This is a genomic window from Tistrella mobilis, assembly GCF_041468085.1.
GTDB classification, from domain to species: domain Bacteria; phylum Pseudomonadota; class Alphaproteobacteria; order Tistrellales; family Tistrellaceae; genus Tistrella; species Tistrella mobilis_A.
In genome coordinates this window covers 1,123,735-1,146,997 of sequence record NZ_CP121017.1, presented here as the reverse complement: position 1 = coordinate 1,146,997, position 23,263 = coordinate 1,123,735, and the positions used below count along the sequence as shown (strand labels likewise).

Below are 23,263 nucleotides of genomic sequence, written 5' to 3'. Positions count from 1 at the left end.
TCTGCCTTATCCCCCCTTCACGCAATGACGCGGCCCGCCGGCCGTCCCGGTCTCGTCGATCACGGCCAGCTGGCGGCGGGCCGGCTTGACGTCGAGCAGCGGCGTGCCGTCCAGGCAGTCCAGGCCGCGGACCAGAAGCGTGCAGCCCTCGCGCCCCTCCAGCGTCACCTCGGCCGTGCCGATCGGGTTGGGCCGGTTGGGAGAGCGGATCGAAAAGGTGCCGCGCGTCGCCCCGCTATGGCCGGGATTCTGCACCACCAGATCCCGCCGCGCCCGATCGAGCCAGTAGAGCAGTTCAAGCCGCCCGAACTCATCGAGCCCGGCCAGCGCCGGCGCCCAGAGCGGATCGATCTCCACCCGGCAGATCGGACCCTCCCCCGCCCGGCCCTGGCGCGGACACTCGCCCCGGCCGGTCCAGGGCGTGCGGATCCGGCCGATGAAGACCAGCCCGGCATCACCGGGCTCGGGCGCGGTGACCGTCTCTTCATGCGGGCGCAGTTCGGTATCCATCAGGGCCTCTCCGATCGATGGCGGGTGCTTGCGATGATGCGCGGATGGTTCTCGATTGCAAAGCGCCCGCGGCACGGGTTGAATCAGCCGGCTTTCCCCCCATCTGGCGGAAGCGCCCCATGGTCCGGTTCCGGACATCGAGACAGCGACAGGTTTGAGATGCAGGACCAGGATTCGCCCGCCACCCGCAAGACCATGCTGCTGACCGGCGCCAGCCGGGGCATCGGTCATGCCACGGTGAAACTTTTCTACCAGCATGGCTGGCGGGTACTTACCCTCTCGCGCGCGCCCTTCGATCCCGAATGCCCCTGGCCGGGCGGCCGGGAAAACCATATCCAGGGCGACCTTGCCGATCCTGACGCCTTCGAGGCGATCGCCGCCGATGTCCGCCGCAGACTTGGCGGCGGCGGGCTGAACGCGCTGGTCAACAACGCCGCCATCTCGCCCAAGCGGCCGGGCGGCGCACGGATGGGGGTGGCCGATACCGACTATGCCACCTGGGCGGCGGTATTCAACGTCAACCTGTTCTCGGCGGCGCTGCTCTCGCGCAACCTGCTGCCGGAACTGAAGGCCACCGGCGGCACTATCGTCAACGTCACCTCGATCGCCGGCTCGCGCGTGCACCCCTTCGCGGGTGTCGCCTATGCCTGTTCCAAGGCGGCGCTGGCCACGCTCACCCGCGAACAGGCCTTCGATTTCGGCCGCTTCGGCGTCCGGGTGAATGCGATCGCCCCGGGCGAGATCGACACCTCGATCCTCTCCCCCGGCACCGAAGACATCGTCCGCACCCAGATCCCGATGCAGCGCCTGGGCGATCCCAAGGAGGTCGCCCGCACCATCATGTTCCTGTGCTCGCCCGAAGCCTCCTACATCAACGGCGCCGAAATCCACATCAATGGCGGGCAGCACGTCTGACGGCGAGGGGCCCGGCCCCCGTCTCCCGGCCCCCGTCTCCCATACCCTCCGGCCCCCTCCCGATTGTCCCACCCCCGCAGCCGCGCTATGGTGCCCCCCGACGGGCCGGCGGTCATGATCCCGCCGGCCGGCCGCAAAAGGACGCGCCGATGCAGCCGACCGAGATGTTCTTCGACTACACCCTGGCCGCCCTGCCCGACTATCTGGGCTTCCTCGGCACCATGGCGGCGCTGATCGCCGTGTTCACCGCGATCTATCAGGCGATCACGCCCTATCGTGAGATCAGGCTGATCCGCGCCGGCAACCGGGCGGCCGCCATCTCGCTGTCCGGCACGATCATCGGCCTTGCCATCGCCCTGAACACCGTCGCGGCCGGGGCGGTCTCGATCCTCGACATGGCGCTCTGGGGTGCCATCGCCTGCGTCAGCCAGCTGGTGGTCTATCTGATCGTCGCCCGGCTGCTGGGCGATCTGTCGGCCGGTATCGAAGACGACCGGATCGGCTATGGCATCCTGCTCGGCGGCGTGTCGGTCGCAACCGGCCTGGTGAATGCCGGCGCACTGACCTATTAAAGCCGGCCCGAGGGGGCGGAGCCCTCGTTTCAGGGTCCCGCAATCCCCATCTGTCGATCACCCTCCTTCACCGCACGAGGTCTTTCCCCGATGCGCCGCTCCCGCGCCGTGACCACCCTGCTCATCGCCGGTACCGCCCTCACCCTTGCCGGCTGCGGCGAGGACACCGAACAGGTGAAGATCTACGGCACCAGCGAGGCCTGCAGCGCCGAGATGACCGCCGCCGACTGCGCCGCGGCCGAGGCCGAGGCCCGCGAGGCGCATGTCGCCACCGCGCCGCGTTTCGACAGCCTGGCCGCCTGCGAAGAGGATTTCGGTGCCGAGGGCTGCGAGCCGGTGCCCCAGCAGCAGGCCTCGTCCGGGGGCAGCTTCTTCATGCCCGCCTTTGCGGGCTTCATGCTCGGCCGGATGATGGGCGGCGGCGGTGGCTATCACGGCCGTCCGGTCTATGTCGACCGCAACGGCTACATGTACAGCGGCGCCGACCGCTTCGGGCAGACGCGGCGCGAGAACGTGTTCCGCAACGGCCGGCCGACCAACTGGGCAGGCTCTGCCAATGTGGCGCGCAGCACCGTGACCAGCCCGGCGAGGCCCGCCGGCGAGGTCTCGCCCGCACGGCGTTCCGGCGGCTTCGGCGCGACCGGTGCCCGCAGCGGCTATTCCTTCGGCGGCTGACGGAGACATCCCCCATGCATCGCGTCACCCACCCGCCCCGCCCCGACTGGGCCCGACGGATGGAAGAGGAGCTGGGCTTCGTCTTCCATTCCCCCGACGGCACGGTCTATTGGGACGAAACCGCCCACTGGACCTTCACCGAAGACGAGATCGACCGGATCGAGGATGCGGCCGACGCCTTTCATGCGCTCGCCATCCGTGCGGCCGATCGTGCCGTCGCCCAGAACCGCCTGTCGGAGCTGGGCATTCCCGGCTATGCGGTGGCGGCGGTCGCCGACAGCTGGCGCCGCTTCCGCGAGGGCGACCCGCTGGAAGCCCCGGTCTATGGCCGGCTCGACCTCGCCTGGACCGGCGAGGGCGCGCCGGCACTGCTGGAATACAACGCCGCCACCCCCACCAGCCTCTACGAGACGGCGGTCGTCCAGTGGCACTGGCTGGAAGAGACCCATCCCGACGCCGACCAGTTCAACCGCCTGCACGAGGCTCTGGTCGAGGCCTGGGCGGCGCGGGGGGCCGCCATGGCCGGGCGGCCGATCCATTTCACCGCGGGCGACGTGGTCGAAGACATGGCGACGGCCGGCTATCTGCAGGCGATCGCCACCGAAGCGGGGCTCGCCACCAAGCTGGTCGCGATCGGCGACATCGCCTTCGATGAAAGCGATCGCCGCTTCTACGACCCCGACGGCACGCCGATCGAGGCACTGTTCAGCCTGTACCCGGTCGAATGGATGCTGCGCGAAGACTGGGGCGTCCCCCTGATCGAGGCGGTGGAGGCCGGGCGGCTGGTGCTGTTCGAACCGCTGTGGAAGCAGCTCTTCTCCAAGGGCATCCTGGCCTTCATGTACGAGCTGGAGCCCGACCATCCGGGGCTGCTGAAGGCGGGATTCGCCCCCGGCCTGTTCGCCCCGGGCGACCGGGTGGTGGCCAAGCCGCTCGCCGGCCGCGAAGGCGATGGCGTCGAGATCGTGACGCTTGGCCCCGACGGCATGCCGGCGGCCGACAGCGTGGTCCGCCAGGCAAGCCCCGGCCCGCGCATCGCCGGCGACGAGGGCTGGGTCTACCAGGCCTTCACGCCGCTTGCCCCCGCCCCGGGCGGGCATGCGGTGCTGGGCGTGTGGATCATCGGCGACAAGGCCGTGGCCATGGGCCTGCGCGAGGATGCGGGCGAGATCACCGGGGTCGGCAGCCGTTTCGTGCCGCATCTTTTCACGCCCCGGGCGAACTGATCCCAAGGGGAGGTCTTGGTTTTCGTTATTGCGACTGACTCGCAATAACCGTACGGTCAGCGCCGTCGGGTCCGCTGCGGATCCCGAGGCGGTGCCGAGGCTGTTCCTTGTCGGGATCCACGCTCAAACGGCTGTTCCTGGCACATGGCCGGGAGTTGCAATCCTATCTGACGCGCCGCATGCGGGACGCGGAGACGGCGGCCGACCTGACCCAGGAGACCTTCCTGCGCTATGCCGAACAGGGCGCAGAGGTCACCGATGGCCGTGCCTGGCTTTACCGCACCGCCCGCAATCTGATGATCGACCACCAGCGGGCCGGGCTGCGCCGGCGCACCCGGCCGCTGCCCCCCGACGAACTCGCCCGCCTGCCGGAAGACCGGCCCGGCGCCGACCGCGAGACCGACGGCCGGCGGACGCTGGACCGGATGCACCGGGTGGTCGAGGGCCTGCCGCCGCGCACGCGCGAGATCTTCCGCCTCAACCGGATCGAGGGATTGAGCTATGCCGATGTCGCCCGACGGCTGGACATCTCGGAAAGCTCGGTGCAGAAGCATCTGGCAAAGGCGCTGGCGGTGATCATGCGCGAGGTGAGACCCGAGGATGTCTGAGGCAGGATGATGGCCGCCGAAGATCGGGAAACCGACGGGAGCATAGAGGCCCGGGCCGCAGCCTGGGTGGTCCGGCTGGGCGGCGTGCCGCTCGACGCCGAGGAACGCCGGCGCCTGGATCTCTGGCTCGCAGCCGACCCCGCCCATCAGGCCGCCTTCAACCATGCAGACGCCCTCTGGCAGCGGCTTGGGCAGACGGCCGACATGCCCGTCGCCCCCATGCCGATGCGCTTCGCCCGCCGCAAGGGATCCCCGCTCCGGCGGATGACCGGGCTTGCGGCCGCCGCCTGTCTGGTAGCCGCCGTCGGGCTGGGCATGCTCGGCATCGACCCCCGGCTGATGATCGCCGCCGACCATGTGAACGGCCCCGCGGGTGTGGCGGAGATCACGCTGCCCGACGGCAGTGTCGCGATCCTCGATGCCTCCAGTGCGATCGCGGTGGAGTTCGGCAGCGGAGAACGGCGGATCGACCTGCTGGCCGGCCGCGCCTGGTTCAGGGTCGCCGCCGCGGCGGATACCGGCGGGCGGCCTTTCGTCGTCACCGCCGGCCGCGGCCATGTCCGGGCACTGGGGACGGCCTTCATCGTCAGCCGGGAGGCGGAAGATCGCACCGGGGTGGCGGTCACGGAACACAGCGTCCGCGTCGAAACCGGGCCCGAAACGGCCGTCACGATCGGAACCGGTCAGGCCGTCACCTATGACGGCACGGGACATATCGGTGCGGTCGCGGCGATCGACCCCGCCCGCGCCACCGCCTGGCGCGACGGCCGGCTGATCTTCGACCGCCAGCCGCTCGCACAGGTGGCAGCGGTGCTGGAGCGTCATGGCCGGGGCCATGTGCTGATTCTGGACGAAGCCCTGGCGGCACGACCGGTCAGTGGCGTGTTCCGCGCCGACGACCCGGCGGGCGCGCTTGCTGCGATCGCCCGCGAACTCGGCGCCCGCATCGACATCCTGCCGCTGTTGACCGTCATCCGCCCCGGCGGTTGAGCGGATCCGCCGGCCGTTCCGCAAAGCCCCCGCCAGCCTTTCGAAAAAAATGCCCGGCAGCGTTACCGGATCTTCCGCCTCGAACGTCTTCCCCTGACCGGCGCGATCGATACGCAATCGCATAAGCGACGATCCCCCGGCAGGCATGGGCACAAGGCATCGGACCGGGAAGGATGCAGGGATGACGGCACGGGCGACGACAAGGCTTTCGGGGGCTGGCAAGGCACGCCGGCTGGCCATGGCGCTGGCGGGCGCAACCAGCCTTGCGGCAATGACGGCGGCACTGACGCTGCCGGCCGCATCCGCTGTGGCAGCGGGCGCAGCGATGCGCTTCGATATCCCTGCCCAGGATCTGAACCAGGCGCTGCTCAGTTTCGCAACCCGCGCCGGCCTTCAGCTCGCCTATGATCCGGCCCGGCTCGACGGCCGGCGGAGCGCCGCCGTGGCAGGCGATCTGACCGCAGATCAGGCCCTCGACCTTCTGCTGGCCGGCACCGGGTTCACCTGGCGTTATACCGGCCCGGATCGCGTCGCGCTCGAAGCCCTGCCCGAGGGCGGCACTGCGGTGCGGCTCGACCCGCTGCGCGTCGACGGAGCCCGCACGGGAGAGCGGGCCAACGGACCGGTCGCAGGCTATGTCGCCACCCGCAGCGCCGCAGGCACCAAAACCGACACGCCGCTGATCGAAACCCCGCAATCGGTGAGTGTGGTCACCGCCGACCAGATGCGGGTGCAGAAGGCATCGACCCTGGCCGATGCGCTCGGCTACACCGCTTCGGTGGTAACCATGCCCTCGGTATTCAGTCGGCTTGCCGACGACGTCTCCATCCGCGGCTTCAACGTCGCCAACGGCAATACCGGCATGCTGCGCGACGGCATGAAGCTGCAATCGAACGTCTATGACGGCAGCCAGGAGCCTTACGGGCTGGAGCGGCTGGAGGTGCTGAAGGGAGCGGCCTCGGTGCTCTACGGCCAGCTCGGCCCGGGTGGCGTCGTCAATGCCGTCACCAAACAGCCGACCCGTGATCCGCTGCATGAAATCGGCGTCGAGTACGGCAGCTACGACCGGATCCAGCTTCAGACCGATCATGGCGGCGCCCTCGACGACGAGGGGCGCTGGTCCTATCGCTTGACCGCCCTCTACCGGGATGCCGATACCTGGGTCGACGAGGTGGAAGACGACAAGCTCTACATCGCCCCGGCCATCGCCTTCGAACCCGATGACGACACCAGGATCACGCTTCAGGCCAGCCATCAGCGGATCAAGACGAAGTTCGGCCCGCCCCTTCCCGACACCGGGACGCTCTATCCCGGCCCCGGCGGAGAGGTGATCGGCCGGGACACCTTCCTGGGCGAGCCCGATTACGACACCTATGACAGCCGGGTGAACAGCATCGGCTGGCGGGTGGAACATCAGGCCTCGGATGACGTGACCCTGCGCCATGCGCTGCGCTACTACCGCGCCGATGTCACCTGGGATTACATGCAGATCGGCTGGTCCGAATCATTTGCCGCATATCTGCGCCGGGCCAGCGATCGCGAAGAGCATTCCACCGGCCTGACATCGGACAACTCCGTCGAATACAGGGTCACCACCGGTCCGGTCGACCATACCCTGCTCGGCGGCATCGATCTCTATCGCCGGGTCTACGACACCGACCGCTACCGGGGCAGCTTCAGCCTGTTCGACCCGGTCAATCCGGTCTATGGCACCGATCCCGCGGTGAATTTCGGCGCCAACAGCGGCTCACGCACCGAAAGCGATCAGGCCGGCCTCTATCTTCAGGACCAGATGAAGATTGCAGACCGCTGGGTGCTGGTGCTGGGTGGCCGCTACGACCGGGTCGAGAGCGACGTCACCGGCAAGGCGGCAGGCACCGCCGAGACGACGACCGACGATGCCTTCACCGGCCGGGCCGGGCTGGTCTATCTGTTCGACAACGGCGTCGCCCCCTATGTCAGCTTCAGCCAGTCCTTCTCGCCCAATGCCGGTGTCGACCGCGACGGTCGCGCGCTTGATCCCACCACCGGCGAACAGGTGGAGGCCGGCCTGCGCTGGCAGATCCCGGGCAGCGAGACCATGCTGAGCGCGGCGGTCTATCAGCTGACCCAGGACGATGTGGTCGATACCGATGCCCTGGGTGACACGGTCCAGACCGGACAGGTCCGCGCCCGCGGCTTCGAGGCCGAGGCCCGCAGCCGCTTCGGCCCTCTCCAGCTCATCGCCAGCTATGCCTATACCGACACCGAGATCACCCGGAGCGACACCCCGGGCGAAAAGGGCGAGAGCCAGAACGGTGTGCCGCGTCACATGCTGTCGGTCTGGGCCGATGTCGGGCTGGACGGGTTGGGTCTCTCGGGCATGAGGGCCGGAGCGGGCATCCGTCGCATCGGCTCGTCGAACCTGATCGGCGAGCCGAAAGGCGCGGAGGCACCGGCCTATACCCTGACCGACGCGATGGTCTCCATCGACCTGGCGGAGCTGTCGCCGAACCTCGCCGGGACGGAATTCCGTGTGAACGCCCGCAACCTCTTCGACGAGGACTACCTCACCTGCAATACCGTCGACGGCTGCCGCTACGGCGACCCGCGCACCGTCATCGGCACGCTGTCCTATCGCTGGTAACGGCATGAACGGCATCGCCTGGCGGATTCTGGCTGCCGGTCCCGGGGCATGGGCTGCGGCCTATGCCCTGACCGCCGGTCTGGCCGTGCTCCTCGCCCCTGCGATCGGCCGCCCGGACGCCGTGGTCACCGCCACCCTGCCCGCCTTCCTGATCCAGGCCCTGCTGGCGCTGCGTGCCTTTGCGGTTGCCCGTCCGGCACGTGCCTGGATCGAACTCGCAGGGCTCTCCGTCCTGGGCGGCGCATTGGCGGCGCCGGGCTGACGATCGGACCGCCATGTCGAAACCGCTCCCCCTGATCCGATCAATGTCGTGGCTGCATGCCTGGGCCGGGCTGATCTTCGGCTGGCTGCTGTTTGCGATCTTCACCACCGGCACGCTGGCGGTGTTCGATGATGAACTCGACCGCTGGATGCGCCCCGAACTGGCCGCGACCGGCCCCTTCGACGCCGACCGGGTCACAGCCCGGCTGCTGGAAGAGCTGCCGCCCACGCCGCGCTGGATCATCACCCTGCCGGATACCCGCCGGCCCCAGGCCTCCGTCGGCTGGTTCCAGGACGGCAGTTTCCGGCTGCGGCTGATCGATCCGGCAACCGGCGCCGAACTCACACCCCGCGAGACCATCGGCGGTGACTTCTTTTTCCGCCTCCACTACCGGCTCTATCTGCCCGGCGGTTTCGGCAAATGGGTGGTGGGGGCGGCGGCCATGGCCATGCTGGTGACGCTGGCGGCCGGCGTGCTGATCCACAAGCGGATCTTCAAGGACGTCTTCACCTTCCGCCCGGCGTCGAGCCCCAGGCGGGCCTGGCTCGACGGTCATCTGCTGGCGGGGGTGCTGTTTCTCCCCTTCCATCTGATGATCACCTATACCGGCCTCGCCATCCTCTACGACACTTACATGCCGGCAGCGGTGGACCGGCTCTATGACGGCAGCCGCGGCAGCTTTCTGGCGGAACTGGCACCGGAGCCGCCGACGCGCCCTGCCGCGGGCCGTCCCGCGCCTCCGGCTCCCCTCGAACCGATGCTCGACAGCCTCCGCCGCCCCGACGGCAGCCAGGGTGTGCGCGTCATCATCATCGACCATCCGGGCGACGCCGCAGCCCTGGTCCAGCTCCACGATGCCTGGGACCGGCGTCTGGTCCGCATCGCGCAGGTCACCCGCTTCGACGGCGTCACCGGCATCCGCCTCTCCGGGCCCGAAGATCTGCGGCCCGCCCACCACGTCCAGGGGGCGATGATCGGTCTGCACCGGGTATCCTTCGCCGATCCCTGGATCCGCTGGTTCTATTTCGCCGCCGGCGCCGCCGGCTCGGCAATGATCGCAACCGGCCTGGTGCTGTTCACCAGCCGTCCCCGCAAGGACGGGGACCGGTTCCCCGACCGTGTGGCCAGGGCCAATGTCGGGGCCGTCGCCGGGCTGCTGCTTGCCTGCATTGCCCTGCTCTGGGCCAATCGCCTGCTGCCCGCGGACATGCCGTTGCGCGCGCCGGCCGAACTCGGCTGCTTTCTGGCGGTCTGGATCGCCGCGATCCTCCACGGTTTCACCGTGCCGACGGGGCGTGGCTGGCCGGTGCAATGCGGTCTCTCGGCCCTGCTGTGCATCGCGCTGCCGGTGCTCGATCTCGGGAGTTCCGGCAACTATGCCCTCGACGGATGGCGGACGGGTGATGCCGTTGTGATTGGCGTGCATCTGTCGGCGATCATCGCGGGCCTGGGGCTCGGCCTGATCAGTCTCCGCCTGCGCCGCAGGCTGCGGAAGGAGGCGGCATGATCCTGCTCGCCGCCCTGTTCCTGTCCCTGGCGGGGTTCGCGGGTCTCGGCCTTGCCATGGAACGCCACCACCGACAGTTGTGGAATCGCCCGCCGCGCCGATCACAGGCTGCCGCCCTGCGCCTTGCCGGCAGTCTTGCCCTCATCGCCTCGATGGCTCTCGCCGTCCACGACCGCGGCTGGGGCATCGGCCTCGCGGCCTGGATCTGCCTGATGCCGGTCGCGGGGGTTGCCTTCACGCTGCTGCTGACCGTCAGCCCTGCCCGCTCGCCCGCCGCAGCCGGACGTTCCACCACACGATCGCCGGCACCACCAGCACCGTCGGCACCAGCCAGGCGGCGATCGGGGGCAGGCCGAGGGCCGGGCCGTTGACGACCAGGGCGGCGGTGATGGTGCCGATCAGCGCCCCCATCATGCGCGACAGGTGGCGGGCAATACGTCGGGGGCCGACACGACTCGCCTCCATCAGGTCCTGACAGGCGAGCGCCCCGCCGATCACACCGAAGATCGGCATCACAATATTGGCGGCCCCGCCCACCGCACCGGTCAGCCCGGCCACGATCATCACCAGCCCCAGACCCAGCATCAGCCCGGCGATCAGCCGGTCGGCCATGCCCGGCTCCGCTTTGCGCCGGCGGGCGGCGCGCCAGCCGGCGGCGAGCAGATAGGCCGAGAAGCCGGCAATGGCGAGCAGGAAGGACGAGAAATTTACCAGCGCCAGCACCACCGCGGCCGCCAGGGACACCGCCATCGACCAGCCGAACATCCGGCCGATCCGCCGGTGGCGGTCATTGCCCTTGCCAGGCAGGACCATCAGGGTCAGTCCGCTCGCCAGTGCCAGGGCGCCCGCACCCACATGCAGCACCAGAAACGCCGTCGAAATCATGCCTGCCCCGTTCTCATGTCCTGCACGGCGGCCGGCTCCGGCCGCCGCAGCTTCATCTTCATCATAATCATCACCGGCGCCCGAGGCTTGTGCGATCGAACACGGTTTAAGTGATGGTGACGTAAAATCCGCTTGAGAACGGGATCTCAGCCGCGCCGCCGATGGTCACCCGGCTCGCCCAGGGCCTGGAGGCGCCGGGCGACTTCGGCGCAATCATCGTCGATCCGGGTCGGTACGTGCAGCAAGGCTTCCAGATGGGCGTCGTCGAAACTCTCCACCGGCACGCCCTGGGCACGGGCGATGCGATGGCTGCGCACCAGCCCGGGCAGATAGGTCTCCAGCGACCGGGCCGAGGTCCGGATGCTCATCAGCGGCGTCTGCACCATACGCCCGGCGGCCCGGCCGCTTTCGGCGAGCGCCCTCTCCCGCACCGCCCGCGAATTGGCGGCGTTGTAGTTGAAGATCGCGCCGCCCAGCAGGCCGAAGGCCAGGATCGGGGCATATTCGGCATAGATCGCCACGTCATGTTCGGGCGGGCCGGTGATCAGGGCCATCAGCACACCAAGCCCGGTGCCGATCAGGAACAGCATGATCAGGCTGAACCAGTCGACCAGCAGCACCAGCAGGAACAGGGCGGTCAGGGTCGACATCTGCCAGATGACCGAACCGCCGTTCATCACCGTCATGAAGGTGAAGAAGAACGGCAGGCAATAGCCCAGCATCACCAGCCAGACCGCGGGGATCCACGCCTGCAGGCGGGCAGGCCAGCGCCTGCTGAAGGCGAGCGCCAGGCAGAGCACCGAGCCGGCCAGACGCAGACCGAGATTTTCGTAGGCCTGGGGGAAGAGGAAGGTCCAGACCATCCAATAGGCCGGCATCATCACCGCACCGGCGATCGATACCGGCACGAGATTGGGCTCGATATGGCGGAAGCCGTTCAGGATGATGCCGCGCAGGCTGCCTGCCGGCACTTCCGTACCGGCGCGCGCGATCTCGCCAGCCGGCCTCGGGTCGGATCTGAAAATGCTGCTGCCCGACATGGTTCAGCCCATCACCGTGCTCGGGCCTGTCGGCATGCCGCCCTGCCCCGGCCGCCGGCCATCGCCGCCAGAGCCTTCGATGCTGCGGCCGCCACTGCCCAGCCGGCCGCCGGTGCCCCGGTCGCCAATGCCGGGGTCGTTGACCCCCGAATGGGGGCCGCCCCGCCGACCGCTGCCCACCACGCGCGCCGCCGGCCAGGCGATCTCGGCACGGGTGCCCTCGTTCACCCGGCTGATCAGCTGGAAGCGGCCGCCATGCATCTCGATCAGCGACCGGACCAGCGGCAGGCCCAGCCCGGTGCCCGCATAGCGACGGTTGAGCGCACTGTCCACCTGTCCGAAGGCCTCCATCGCCCGGTTAATGTCTTCCGGCGCAATGCCGATGCCGGTATCGACCACTGCGATCGTCAAGCCCCCCTCCTCGGCAATGCGTGCCTCGACCGTGACACTGCCACCGATCGGGGTGAATTTGACCGCGTTCGACAGCAGGTTCAGCAGCACCTGCTTCATCGCCCGCTGGTCGCCACGCAGCGCCGGCAGATCGGGTGCCAGCCGGTTGACCAGCTTCAGCCCGGCCTTGTCGGCCTGGCCGCGCATCAGATTGGTGGTGGCCCGGACGATGCTCTCCAGCGTGAAGACGCTCTCGTCAAGGTTGTAGGCGCCGGCTTCAATCTTCGACAGGTCGAGAATGTCGTTCACGATGTCGAGCAGGTGGACGCCGCTCTCGTTGATCAGCCGGGCGAATTCCATCTGTTCATCGATCTGGGCGTCGGTGCGCGGCCGATCGTTCATCAGGATCTCCGAGAAACCGATGATCGCATTCAGAGGCGTGCGCAGTTCATGGCTGGTATTGGCCAGGAAATCGGATTTGGCGATATTGGCCGCCTGGGCCGCCTGAACCGCATCGGCCAGTTCGATCCGCAGGCGCAGCCCGTCATCCAGCAGCCGGGCCAGATAATGCGCCCCCACCGCCAGCACGGCGGCCGATGTCAGGATCGCCAGCAGCAGCGGCGGATCCACCCGCCCTGCAATCACCAGACCGGCCGTCAGCGCGGCAGAGGTCACCCCAAGCCAGACCAGGGCCGCCGTCAGATGGCACGACATCATCACCGTACCGGCCACGCCGATCGCGGCCGTGGCGAACAGCACCTTGGCCATGTCGATGGATGCAGCGGCAGGTGAAAGGACCAGCGGCGCCAGACCCCAGATCACACCGCTGACGGCAATGATCATCATGATCGGCAGGGCGCGTTGTTCGGGCTCGCTCTCGGCCTCGCCATCGCGCAGGTCACGCTGAATGGCGGCAAAGCGCAGGCCGACGAGGCAGTTGACCGCGACCAGCCAGAGCGCAATCTGCTGCTGGGCAGCTGCCGGCCAGATCAGCACCGCCAGGCAGATGGAAACCAGCGGTTCCATCAGGATGCCGATCCGGGCGGCACGATAGAGCGCGTCGAGCTGTGCGGCGCGCATGCGCGCCGTCACCGTCGCCGTCTTAACCTCCGCTCCACCGTCACGCCGCACGTTCATGATGTGCCGATATGCCCTCTATCCCGGCCCTCGAAACATGTCCGGCCATTATGGCGACATTCGAAGCCGTTGGCGATGGAGCGTTGTGCACGGAAGTCAGGATGCACTTATAACGTGCAAAGCCTGCGAGAAGATAAAATCAAGAGCCACATGTTTCTGCGAAACCGGTGCGGGCAGCCGGCCCCGATGCATATCCGGCGCCGGCATGCATCCGGGGCCGACGCCTGCCAGGGGCCGGCTTCTGCCGGTCCGGCCCGTCACTCGGCCGCCTGAACCATTCCGTCCGGCCTGTCCCAGGCGGCCATCAGACGCCGTTCCTTCAGGCGAACCCGCCTCAGGTTCTCGTCCTTCACGTGACCGAAGCCGCGAATGTCCATCGGCAGCTTCGCGATCTCCACCGCTCGACCATGGTTTTCCGGCGTCAGCCCCGCGACCAGCCGTTCCACCGTGGCCCGGTAATCGGCGATCAGCCGCCGCTCGGTCCTGCGTTCGGCCGTATGGCCGAAGGGATCGAAGACGGTGCCCCGCAGTCGCTTCATCCGCGCGAGCAGACGGAAAGCCCCCATCACCCAGGGGCCATAGCTCGATTTGCGCGGCCGGCCCGTGGTCTTGTCGCGCCGGGCAAAAAGCGGCGGGGCCAGATGGAAGGTCAGCCTGACATCGCCCTCGAACTGCCGCTCCAGCTTCTCGCGGAAGGCGCCGTCGGTATAAAGCCGCGCCACCTCGTACTCGTCCTTATAGGCCATCAGCTTGAACAGCGACCGCGCCACCGCATCGGTCAGCGCGGTGCTGCGGGGCATCACCCGCATCTCGCGCCGGCGCACCCGCTCCACCAGTTGGCTATAGGCGCCGGCATAGTCTGCGTCCTGATAGTCGGTCAGGAAACCGGCCCGCCGGGCGATCACCTCGTCGATCGTCTCCGACAGCCGCGCGCTTTCGGCAACCGGCCGGCTGCGGGCGACCAGCTCGCGCACCCGACGAATGTCATGCGCCGCACGCCGCCCCCAGAGGAAAGCGTCGAGGTTGAGCTTCACCGCGATACCGTTCAGTTCGATCGCCTTCCGGATGCTGGCCTCGGCCAGGGGCACCAGCCCGCGCTGCCAGGCATAGCCCAGCAGGAACAGGTTGGTGGCGATGCTGTCGCCAAGCAGGGCCGTCGCGATCGGCCCGGCCTCGATGAAATCGACACCGGCAGGGCCGGCGGCCCGGCGATAGGCCGCGCGCAGATCCTGGCCGGGGAAGGCCAGATCCGGGTCCTTGATGAACGCCGCCGTCATCAGCTCCTGGTCGTTGATCACGGCCCTGCTGCGCCCGGGGTCCAGCAGCCCCAGCGCATCGGGGCGCGCGCCCACCACCAGATCGGCGGCCAGCATCAGATCGGCACCGCCGGTGGTGATGCGGATCGACTTGATGTCTTCAGGGCTTTGCGCAATGCGCAGATGGGTGAAGACCGCCCCGCCCTTCTGGGCCATGCCGGTCATGTCCAGCACGCCGACGCCCTTGCCCTCCAGATGGGCGGCAACGCCGATCAGCGCACCGATGGTCACGACGCCCGTGCCGCCGACGCCGGCGACCAGGATGCCATAGGGCTGCCTGCCCACCTCCGGCAGCTCCGGATCGGGCAGCACCTCGAAGGGGGTGGCATCGGCGGCCTTGGGCGTGGGCTTGCGGATCTTCGCGCCCGAAACGGTCACGAAGCTGGGGCAGAAGCCCTGCAGGCACGACAGATCCTTGTTGCAGTTCGACTGGTCGATCTGCCGCTTGCGGCCGAACTCCGTCTCCAGCGGCTGCACCGACACGCAGTTGCTCTTGGCCGAGCAGTCGCCGCAGCCTTCGCAGACCAGATCGTTGATCACCACCCGCCGGTCGGGATCGGCCAGGGTGCCGCGCTTGCGGCGGCGGCGCTTTTCGGTGGCGCAGGTCTGCTGATAGATGATCACCGTGCAGCCCTCCACCTCGCGCAGCATGCGCTGCACGGCGTCGAGTTCGCTGCGGTCATGAACGGTGACGCCCTGTGGCAGACCGGCCCCACCCTCGTAAGCCATGGTGTCGTCGGTCACCACCACCAGGCGGCGCACACCTTCCTGAAGCAGTTCATGGGCGATCTGCTGCACGGTCAGCGAACCATCGATCGGCTGGCCACCGGTCATCGCGACCGCATCATTGAACAGGATCTTGTAGGTGATGTTGACCTTGGCCGCGATCGCGGCGCGGATCGCCAGGGATCCCGAATGGAAATAGGTGCCGTCGCCCAGATTCTGGAAGACATGGGTTTCGGTCGTGAACGGCGCCTGACCGATCCAGGATGCTCCTTCGGCCCCCATCTGGCTGAAGGTCTCGGTACGCGGCATCACCCAGGTCGCCATGTAGTGGCAGCCGATGCCGCCCAACGCCCGGCTGCCCTCGGGCACCACGGTCGAGGTGTTGTGCGGGCAGCCGGAGCAGAAGGTAGGCTTGCGCTCGATCGCGGCCTTGCCCGACGAGGCATCCTCCAGCTGGCGCAGATGCGTCACCCGCGCACGGATGCGTTCGGCCAGGCCAGGTTCGTCGGGCAGGAAGCGGGTCAGACGGTCGGCCAGGACCTGGGCGATCCGGCTGGGGCGCAGCTCACCCGCCGAGGGCAGGATCCAGTTGCCGGCCTCGTCGAACTTGCCGACCACCAGGGGGCGGACATCGGCGCGCCAGCCGTAAAGATGCTCCTTGAGCTGAGGCTCGACGACGGCGCGCTTCTCTTCGACGACCAGCACCTCTTCCAGCCCCTCGGCGAAGCGGCGGATGCCTTCCGGTTCCAGCGGCCAGGGCATGGCGACCTTGTAGAGCCGGATGCCGATCCGGGCCGCCAGGGCCTCGTCGATGCCCAGCTCGTCCAGGGCCTGGCAGACGTCCAGATGGCTCTTGCCGGCGGTGACGATGCCGATGCGGGCGCGGGGCGCGTCCATCACCACCCGGTCCAGCCGGTTGGCGCGGGCGAAGGCCGCGACTGCGGCCAGCCGGTAGCGATGGTGGCGGTATTCCTGATCCATCGGCGCATCGGGCCAGCGGATATGCACGCCATCGGCCGGAAACTCGAACTCCGGCAGCAGAATGCGGACCCGGCCGGCATCGACATTGATGGAGCCCGAGCTGTCGACCGTATCGGCGATGGTCTTCATGCCGACCCATGCGCCCGAGAAGCGCGACAACGCCCAGCCGATCAGGCCGTAATCCAGAATTTCCTGCACACCCGACGGGTTCAGGATCGGGATCAGGCAGTCCATGAAGGTGTATTCGGCCTGGTGCGGCAGGGTGGACGATTTGGCGCCATGGTCGTCGCCGGCCAGCAGCAGCACCCCGCCATGGCGCGACGAGCCGGCCATGTTGCCGTGCTTCATCACGTCGCCGGAACGGTCCACGCCCGGTCCCTTGCCGTACCACATGCCGAAGACGCCGTCGTATTTCGCCAGCGCCGCATGTTCCGGCCGGGTCAGGTTGTCCATATTGGCCTGCTGGCTGCCCCAGACCGAGGTCATCGCCAGATCCTCGTTCACCCCCGGCCGGAAGACGACGTGATGCGCCTCCAGATGCTTGCGCGCCTTCCAGAGCTGCTGGTCGAGCGCACCCAGCGGCGAGCCGCGATAGCCCGAGATGAAACCGGCAGTGTTCAGCCCCGCCGCCAGATCGCGCTGGCGCTGCATCAGCGGCAGCCGGACCAGGGCCTGGGTGCCGGTCAGAAAGATCCGTCCCCGTTCGACGGTGTACTTATCGTCCAGCGACAATTCGGGCAGCGTCATCTTGGCGTCTCCACACGACATCGTCCCCGCCGCGGGCGGGTTCCCGGGTCATGGCCCCGCCTTCACCGCAATCGATGCGTGGGGCATCGAGGCGCCGGGCCGGGCTCGTCTTGTCGATCCTGGCCGGCCAGCTTGCCGGCAGATCAAATTAGGTCAGTATTAGTGACCTATTTTCCCGGTTATACGATGGATGCGGGCCATGTCGCAATATCCTTGTCCCAGGGGAAGACGGCGCGGGTTTCCGAGCGTTTCCCGAAAGGAAACCTCTGATATCTCTTGAAAATATGCAGAAAATTATCGCGCGGCGCCTCGTCGGCTCAACGCGCAGCCTGCCCTTCGATCACATGCCGGCAGGTCGGGGGACCGGAGCCTGGCCACGCTTGAGAACCGCTTCGGCCCCCTCAAGAAAAACCTCGACGCCGAAGGCCAGCTGCGCCGCGCCGTAGGTATCGACCCCCAGACCGGCGATCCGCTCCAGATGGGGAAATCCGGGCTGTCCGACCTCGGACAGAGCCGCGCGAAGTGAACGGGGACGGGGCCGTTCCGTCTCCCGGCCCGCCTGGACGATGTCGCGCGCATGGCCGAGACAGAGGGTGGCGAGCATGGTCACCATCCGAACGGCGTCTTCGTCCGGGAATCCGGCCGCGTTCAACTGTGCGAAAAGTGCCTCGGCCGGTTCGAGCGCCCAGGCGGTCACCGCTTCGTTGAACCACAGGTGCTCGGACAGATCACCCAGCGAGGTGACACTGTCCACGAACTCTCTGGCATAGACCCGGCACGCCTCGCGCCAGTCTTCGGCCGCCGCAACACCTTCTCCCTTCAGACGTTCCGCAAACCTGTCCAGAGCGACGAGTTCGAAAAGGGATTGCCTGTCCTTCACATGATAGTGCAGCGCCTTGCGATCGACGTTGAGGCGATCCGCCAGCGACTGTATGGACAGGTCCGCGATATCGAACTGTCGTGCGGTCTGAACGATCTGCCGAAGGTCCAGGCCGGCCCGCTTTCCCGGCCGGCGGGTTCGCCGCAATGCCATGTCATCCCCGCTCACTGTCTGCCCGGCTTTGATGGTCAGGCGAGGGTCTTCCTTATCACGCCCCCGGCGCCGATGCAGCACGCCCGCGCGCCTTGACTCGTATTCCCTCTCGGGAATATTGTTTATTCCCGAGAGGGAATTAGGGAGGCCAAGCCCATGAGCGTACAATCAGAAACCGAAGAACGCCGGCCGAACGTCATCGTCACCAGAGAGCGCCTGCTTGGAAAGGCGACCCGTTGGCGACGCCATGGTCAGCCGAAGGTCGCCCGCCCCGGAGACGTCGGGAACCGCGGCGTGTTCGGCCCGGGCTCAGTCGCCTGGGATGTTCTTCTGCATCCGGCGGTCATCGTCTTTCAGTCGCCGGCACAGTTCATCCTGCAGCTCACCTACAAGCCGGTTGTGGCCGGGGTTCGGGACTGGGATCCCATCTCCCGCAAGGCGCACCGGGGTGAGCTGACGATGTTCGACGTCTTCGACCGCGCCCAGCGCAACTCGGGCATTCATGCGCCGATGTGGCTGGGCGACCTGGACACGGCCCGACGCGTCTCTCAGCACCTGATACGGGTCCACGAGAAAGTCGCCGGTGATGTCATCGATGTCGGCGCGCCCGAGATCGGTGGGTATCGGGCCAATTCGCCGCGCGAGTCGATGTGGGCCGCGTTGACCGAGATGCATTCGATGCTCTGGGCTTATGAACGCCTCGGCTTCCGGGGCCTCCGGCTCCCACGGCGCCTCTCACCCGAGGAACGGGATCAATACATCCGCGAGGTCAGCGACTACTGCCGCCTGTTCCCGCATGACGAATCGGAACTCCCTGCCTCAATGGCAGATCTGAAAGCGCTCTACAGAAAATACGACCATCTCTTCGGCGTGACAAAGACGCTCAGCATCATTCCGGAAACGGGAGATGACTTCCATGACCTGTGGAAATCGTCGATTCAAAAGAACTACCACCCATCACAGCGCAAGGTCAAACGGCAGCTGTTCTTCCAGGAAGGTCTGTTCAAACTCATTGCCATGAGTGCCGTCTCATCGAAGACACGCCGAAACAGCGGTGTGACGCCGGGCCGGGAAAAAATGATCCTGGCGGCACGATTGGCGATGATGCCGTTGATCTGGCTCCTCCAGCGCGGCCCGATCGAACGCTATTTCCTGAGGATGATGTGGGGGCCGGATGCGGTCGAGCTGGTGAAATCGGCACGCAGGCTGCATGCGGATGCAAAACGGGGACAGAAGAACGCCCGCCGTCAGGCGCGCTACGCCTGAGGACGGGAAAGGCCGAATACCGGCACGGCGGGCGGGCTCATGCTCGCCCGCATTTTTTTGCCCCGGGTCAATCGGTGCCGTCGAGGCCCAGATCGCGCAGCTTGCGATAGAGGGTGGACCGGCCGATGCCCAGGCGGCGGGCCATCTCGCTCACCCGCCCGCGATACTGGCGCAGCGCCATGCGGATGATGTCGGCTTCGATCTCTTCCAGCGGCCGGATATGGCCCGCCTCGTCGAAGGCGCGGATCGGCGCCTCGGCCTCGTCGTCGCGCGGGCGCAGGCCGGTTGCCGTCAGCTGGCCCTGAGGCGCCGGCGGCATCGGCGCAGGCATGGGCGCCTGAGCGAAGCCCTGGGGCATCATCGGGGCCGGCTGGCCGCCGCCGGCCGTGACCAGCATCGGGCGCCCCCCCGCCATCTGAGTCCCCGGCATCGGAGTACCCGGCATCTGGCCCACCGCCTGCGGATAGGCGAGCCCGCCCGGCGTCGGTGCCAGCGGCGCCTGGCCGCCGGGCGCGGCATAGACTGGCGGACCGGCGCCGTAATCGCCGGGCAGTGCGGTATCGCCGAAGCCGTTGGCGCGATAGGCCGCCTGCTGGACCTGGGGGAAATGCTCCACATCCAGGATGTCGCCATCCGACAGCACGACGGCCCGGAAGATCGCGTTCTCCAGTTGGCGGACATTGCCCGGCCAGTGATAGGTGGTCAGCAGCCGCTCGGCCGCCTCGGTCAGGCCACGGATGCGCTTGCCCTCGGCCGCCTCGAAGCGCTGGATGAAATGGCGGGCCAGCACCAGGATATCGTCGCGCCGGTCGCGCAGCGGCGGCACATAGATCGGAAAGACGTTGAGGCGGTAATAGAGATCGTCGCGGAACTGGCCGGTCTGGACCAGATCCCACAGATTACGGTTGGTGGCCGAAATCAGCCGGATATCGATCGGCACCGGCTGCTTTGAGCCCACGGGATCGATTTCGCCCGCCTGAAGGGCACGCAGCAGCTTGACCTGCAGATCCGGCCGCAGCTCGCCGATCTCGTCCAGGAACAGGGTGCCGCCGGAGGCTTCCTGGAACTTGCCGATATGGCGTTCGCTCGCCCCGGTGAAGGCACCCTTCTCGTGGCCGAACAGGATGGTCTCGACCAGGTTCTCGGGGATCGCACCGCAGTTCACGGTCACCAGCGGACCGTGGGTACGATCGCTGCGGGCATGGATGGCGCGTGCGATCAGCTCTTTGCCGACACCACTTTCGCCCTCGATCAGGATCGGGATGGTGGAATTGGCCGCCCGCGCCACCAGGCCCAGCACGGCGCGGATCGCCCGGCTGTCGCCCAGGATATCGGTCACCGGCATCGGCCGGCCGCGCCGCGGCGCCACCCCGTCCAGATCATCGGCCACGCCCGGGCGCAGCGCCTGGCGGATCGCGATCTGCAGCCGGTCGGCCGAGACCGGCTTGACCATGAAATCCGTCGCCCCGGCCCGCATCGCCTGCACCGCCACATCGATACCGCCATGGGCGGTGAAGACCAGGATCGGCAGATGCGGCCGGATGGGGCGCACCTGGTTCAGCACGTCGATGCCGGACAGCCCCGGCATGGTGAGGTCGAGAAGGACGGCATCGACCCGCTCACGCCCCGGCATCAGCAGACGCACCGCTTCCTCGCCGCTGCCCACCGGCCGCGGCCGATAGCCGAAACGGCCGATCGTCGCCTCCAGCAGCCGGCGCTGGGCGGGGTCGTCATCGACGATCAGGATGGTGGGTGTCATATGATGGATGCGCCGTTCCGATACCGTGGACGGAGGGACGGAGAGCCGGCCGACCGCTGAGGACTGCATATTTAATCAGATAAGCGTATCACGTCCATTTACCAAGTTGGCCAACGCCAACCGCGCGATGGCTTGACGGTAAGGGTTGACCAGTGACGCTTCATTGAAATCAATGACGCATGTTCGTTCGGGTTGGTGGGTCGCGACCTGCGGCCTATATTGTGTCCACCACAACGATACGGTTCCTTGAGGAGCAGCCTTCCCATGCCCGACGGCCACGAGCCCCTTCGCCCCGAGATCGGTGATCTGCCCCGCTGGCGCCTCGACGATCTCTACGCGGCCCCGGACGATCCGGCGATCGATGCCGATGTCGCGAAGGCGCGTGCCGATGCGGAGGCCTTCGCCACGGCCCATGAAGGCCGGCTGGCGGAGCTTGTCCCCGCGGCCCTGGCCGATGCGGTCGAGACTTACGAGCGCATCGAAGAGGCGATGGGGCGGATCGGGTCCTATATCGGCTTGATGCACGTCACCCGCCTGGACCAGGCCGAGGCCGGCCGCCGCTATCAGACGGTGTCGGAACAGCTGACCGAGATTTCGAGCCGGCTGCTGTTCTTCGTGCTGGAGTTCAACCGGCTGGACGATGCGGCACTTGCCGCCGCCTACGAGGCCGAGCCGCGGCTTGCCCGCTACCGGCCCTGGATCGAGCGGCAACGCGCCTTCCGCCCCCACCAGCTGGAGGACCGGCTGGAGAAATTCGTGCTGGAGAAGTCGGTCTCGGGCCGGTCCGCCTGGGTGCGGCTGTTCGACGAGAGCTGGGCGTCCGCCCGCTTCACCATCGACGGCGAAGAGCTGACCTCGGATGCCGTGCTCTCGCGCCTGGGCGACCGCGACCCCGAGCGTCGGCGCAAGGCCGCGGCCGCCTTCTCGGACGGCCTGAGCCAGCGCATCCCGATGCTGACGCTCATCTACAACACCGTGGTCAAGGACAAGGAGACCGAGGATCGCTGGCGCGGCTTCGCCCGGCCGATTTCGTCGCGCAACCTGTCCAATCAGGTCGAAGACGAGGTGGTGGACGCGCTGATCAAGGCGGTGCGCGAGGCCTATCCGCGGATCTCGCACCGGTATTATGCGCTGAAGGCCCGGCTGCTCGGCATGGAGAAGCTGAACTACTGGGATCGCAACGCCGCCTATCCCCAGGATGCCGATGCTGCGATCCACTGGGACCGGGCGCGTGAGATCGTGCTCGACGCCTTCGGCCGCTTCATGCCCGAAATGGCCGAGATCGCCGGCCGGTTCTTCACCGAGAACTGGATCGATGCCCCGGTCGCCCATGGCAAGGCCGGCGGCGCCTTCTCGCATCCGACGGTTCCCGGTGCCCATCCTTACGTACTGATGAACTATCAGGGCAAGGCGCGCGACGTGATGACGCTGGCCCACGAGTTGGGCCACGGCGTGCACCAGACGCTGGCGGCACATCAGGGCCTGTTCCTGTCGGAAACCCCGCTGACCCTGGCCGAGACCGCCTCGGTCTTCGGCGAAATGCTGACCTTCCGCGCCCTGCTGGATGCCGAGACCGACCCGACCCGCCGCCGGCTGATGCTGGCCTCGAAGATCGAGGACATCATCAACACCGTGGTGCGCCAGGTGGCCTTCGCCAGCTTCGAGATGAAGGTCCACGACGCACGCCGCTCGGGCGAGCTTACCCCCGAAGATCTGGGCCGGATGTGGTTCGAGGTCCAGACCGAAAGCCTGGGACCGGCTTTTGATTTCACCGAAGACTACCGGAACTGGTGGGCCTATATCCCCCATTTCTTCCACACCCCCTTCTATGTCTATGCCTATGCCTTCGGTGAATGCCTGGTTCATGCGCTCTATGCCGTGCACGAACAGGGCGATCCGGATTTCGTCGCCAAATATCGCACCCTGCTCGCCACCGGCGGGGCCAAGGATCATCGCGAACTGCTGGCGCCCTTCGGTCTGAATGCCGGCGATCCGGCGTTCTGGAGCCGTGGCCTTCAGCTGATCGAGGGCTATATCGATCGTCTGGAAGCGGAAGTCGCGGCGGCGGGTCTCTGAGGGCCCGGCCGCCGGG

The 23,263-nt window shown here is 67.6% G+C and carries 19 protein-coding genes; 12 read left to right on the top strand and 7 right to left on the bottom strand.

Annotation, left to right across the window (positions count from 1 at the left end; translation table 11 throughout):
* Positions 1 to 6: 6 nt before the first annotated feature.
* The gene (locus P7L68_RS10990) at positions 7 to 510 is read right to left on the bottom strand and encodes an SAM-dependent methyltransferase (RefSeq protein WP_372005180.1); all 504 of its coding nucleotides are present in this window, start codon (positions 508 to 510) and stop codon (positions 7 to 9) included.
* Positions 511 to 669: 159 nt separating this feature from the next.
* On the opposite strand from P7L68_RS10990, the gene P7L68_RS10985 reads away from it, so the two are divergent.
* The 10 genes from P7L68_RS10985 (at position 670) to P7L68_RS10940 (ending at position 10,262) form a co-directional block, all read left to right on the top strand.
* The gene (locus P7L68_RS10985; protein ID WP_372005178.1) at positions 670 to 1,425 is read left to right on the top strand and encodes an SDR family NAD(P)-dependent oxidoreductase; all 756 of its coding nucleotides are present in this window, start codon (positions 670 to 672) and stop codon (positions 1,423 to 1,425) included.
* Positions 1,426 to 1,574: 149 nt separating this feature from the next.
* Positions 1,575 to 1,997 carry a DUF350 domain-containing protein gene (locus P7L68_RS10980; RefSeq protein WP_372005175.1) on the top strand — a complete coding sequence of 141 codons (423 nt, stop codon included), beginning with the start codon at positions 1,575 to 1,577 and terminating at the stop codon, positions 1,995 to 1,997.
* A gap of 90 nt (positions 1,998 to 2,087) precedes the next feature.
* Positions 2,088 to 2,672, top strand: a complete 585-nt coding sequence (locus P7L68_RS10975) for a DUF1190 domain-containing protein (RefSeq protein ID WP_372005173.1) — start codon at positions 2,088 to 2,090, stop codon at positions 2,670 to 2,672.
* A 14-nt stretch (positions 2,673 to 2,686) separates the two neighbouring features.
* The gene (locus tag P7L68_RS10970) at positions 2,687 to 3,898 is read left to right on the top strand and encodes a glutathionylspermidine synthase family protein (protein WP_372005171.1); all 1,212 of its coding nucleotides are present in this window, start codon (positions 2,687 to 2,689) and stop codon (positions 3,896 to 3,898) included.
* A gap of 107 nt (positions 3,899 to 4,005) precedes the next feature.
* On the top strand, positions 4,006 to 4,506 hold the full coding sequence (locus P7L68_RS10965) for an RNA polymerase sigma factor (RefSeq protein ID WP_372005169.1): 501 nt from the start codon (positions 4,006 to 4,008) through the stop codon (positions 4,504 to 4,506).
* Between the two features lie 6 nt (positions 4,507 to 4,512).
* Positions 4,513 to 5,496: a FecR domain-containing protein gene (locus tag P7L68_RS10960; RefSeq protein ID WP_372005167.1), complete on the top strand. Its 984-nt coding sequence runs from the start codon at positions 4,513 to 4,515 to the stop codon at positions 5,494 to 5,496.
* A gap of 181 nt (positions 5,497 to 5,677) precedes the next feature.
* The gene (locus tag P7L68_RS10955) at positions 5,678 to 8,122 is read left to right on the top strand and encodes a TonB-dependent siderophore receptor (protein WP_372005165.1); all 2,445 of its coding nucleotides are present in this window, start codon (positions 5,678 to 5,680) and stop codon (positions 8,120 to 8,122) included.
* 4 nt (positions 8,123 to 8,126) lie between these two features.
* Entirely contained in the window at positions 8,127 to 8,384 is a 258-nt protein-coding gene (locus P7L68_RS10950) for an iron transporter (RefSeq protein ID WP_372005163.1), read from the top strand.
* Between the two features lie 13 nt (positions 8,385 to 8,397).
* Positions 8,398 to 9,891 carry a PepSY-associated TM helix domain-containing protein gene (locus P7L68_RS10945; RefSeq protein WP_372005161.1) on the top strand — a complete coding sequence of 498 codons (1,494 nt, stop codon included), beginning with the start codon at positions 8,398 to 8,400 and terminating at the stop codon, positions 9,889 to 9,891.
* Positions 9,888 to 10,262 carry a DUF3325 domain-containing protein gene (locus tag P7L68_RS10940; protein WP_372005158.1) on the top strand — a complete coding sequence of 125 codons (375 nt, stop codon included), beginning with the start codon at positions 9,888 to 9,890 and terminating at the stop codon, positions 10,260 to 10,262. Before P7L68_RS10945 ends, P7L68_RS10940 begins: the two co-directional genes overlap by 4 nt.
* Here the strand turns inward: P7L68_RS10940 and P7L68_RS10935 are convergent.
* The 5 genes from P7L68_RS10935 to P7L68_RS10915 all read right to left on the bottom strand — a co-directional run bounded on the left by P7L68_RS10935 (position 10,144) and on the right by P7L68_RS10915 (position 18,227).
* Entirely contained in the window at positions 10,144 to 10,776 is a 633-nt protein-coding gene (locus P7L68_RS10935; protein WP_372005156.1) for a hypothetical protein, read from the bottom strand. The genes P7L68_RS10940 and P7L68_RS10935 overlap by 119 nt on opposite strands.
* A gap of 146 nt (positions 10,777 to 10,922) precedes the next feature.
* On the bottom strand, positions 10,923 to 11,816 hold the full coding sequence (locus P7L68_RS10930; RefSeq protein WP_372005154.1) for a CAI-1 autoinducer sensor kinase/phosphatase cqsS: 894 nt from the start codon (positions 11,814 to 11,816) through the stop codon (positions 10,923 to 10,925).
* Positions 11,817 to 11,819: 3 nt separating this feature from the next.
* On the bottom strand, positions 11,820 to 13,286 hold the full coding sequence (locus tag P7L68_RS10925) for a sensor histidine kinase (protein WP_372005151.1): 1,467 nt from the start codon (positions 13,284 to 13,286) through the stop codon (positions 11,820 to 11,822).
* A gap of 314 nt (positions 13,287 to 13,600) precedes the next feature.
* Positions 13,601 to 17,113: an indolepyruvate ferredoxin oxidoreductase family protein gene (locus P7L68_RS10920; RefSeq protein WP_372005149.1), complete on the bottom strand. Its 3,513-nt coding sequence runs from the start codon at positions 17,111 to 17,113 to the stop codon at positions 13,601 to 13,603.
* 340 nt (positions 17,114 to 17,453) lie between these two features.
* The gene (locus P7L68_RS10915) at positions 17,454 to 18,227 is read right to left on the bottom strand and encodes a TetR/AcrR family transcriptional regulator C-terminal domain-containing protein (RefSeq protein ID WP_372005146.1); all 774 of its coding nucleotides are present in this window, start codon (positions 18,225 to 18,227) and stop codon (positions 17,454 to 17,456) included.
* Positions 18,228 to 18,302: 75 nt separating this feature from the next.
* On the opposite strand from P7L68_RS10915, the gene P7L68_RS10910 reads away from it, so the two are divergent.
* The gene (locus P7L68_RS10910; RefSeq protein WP_372005144.1) at positions 18,303 to 19,412 is read left to right on the top strand and encodes an oxygenase MpaB family protein; all 1,110 of its coding nucleotides are present in this window, start codon (positions 18,303 to 18,305) and stop codon (positions 19,410 to 19,412) included.
* A 67-nt stretch (positions 19,413 to 19,479) separates the two neighbouring features.
* Here P7L68_RS10910 and P7L68_RS10905 read toward each other — a convergent pair whose 3' ends face one another.
* Entirely contained in the window at positions 19,480 to 21,171 is a 1,692-nt protein-coding gene (locus tag P7L68_RS10905; RefSeq protein ID WP_372005142.1) for a sigma-54-dependent transcriptional regulator, read from the bottom strand.
* A 264-nt stretch (positions 21,172 to 21,435) separates the two neighbouring features.
* Between P7L68_RS10905 and P7L68_RS10900 the strand changes: the two genes are divergently transcribed.
* Positions 21,436 to 23,247, top strand: a complete 1,812-nt coding sequence (locus tag P7L68_RS10900) for a M3 family oligoendopeptidase (RefSeq protein WP_372005137.1) — start codon at positions 21,436 to 21,438, stop codon at positions 23,245 to 23,247.
* The last annotated feature ends 16 nt before the right edge of the window (positions 23,248 to 23,263 follow it).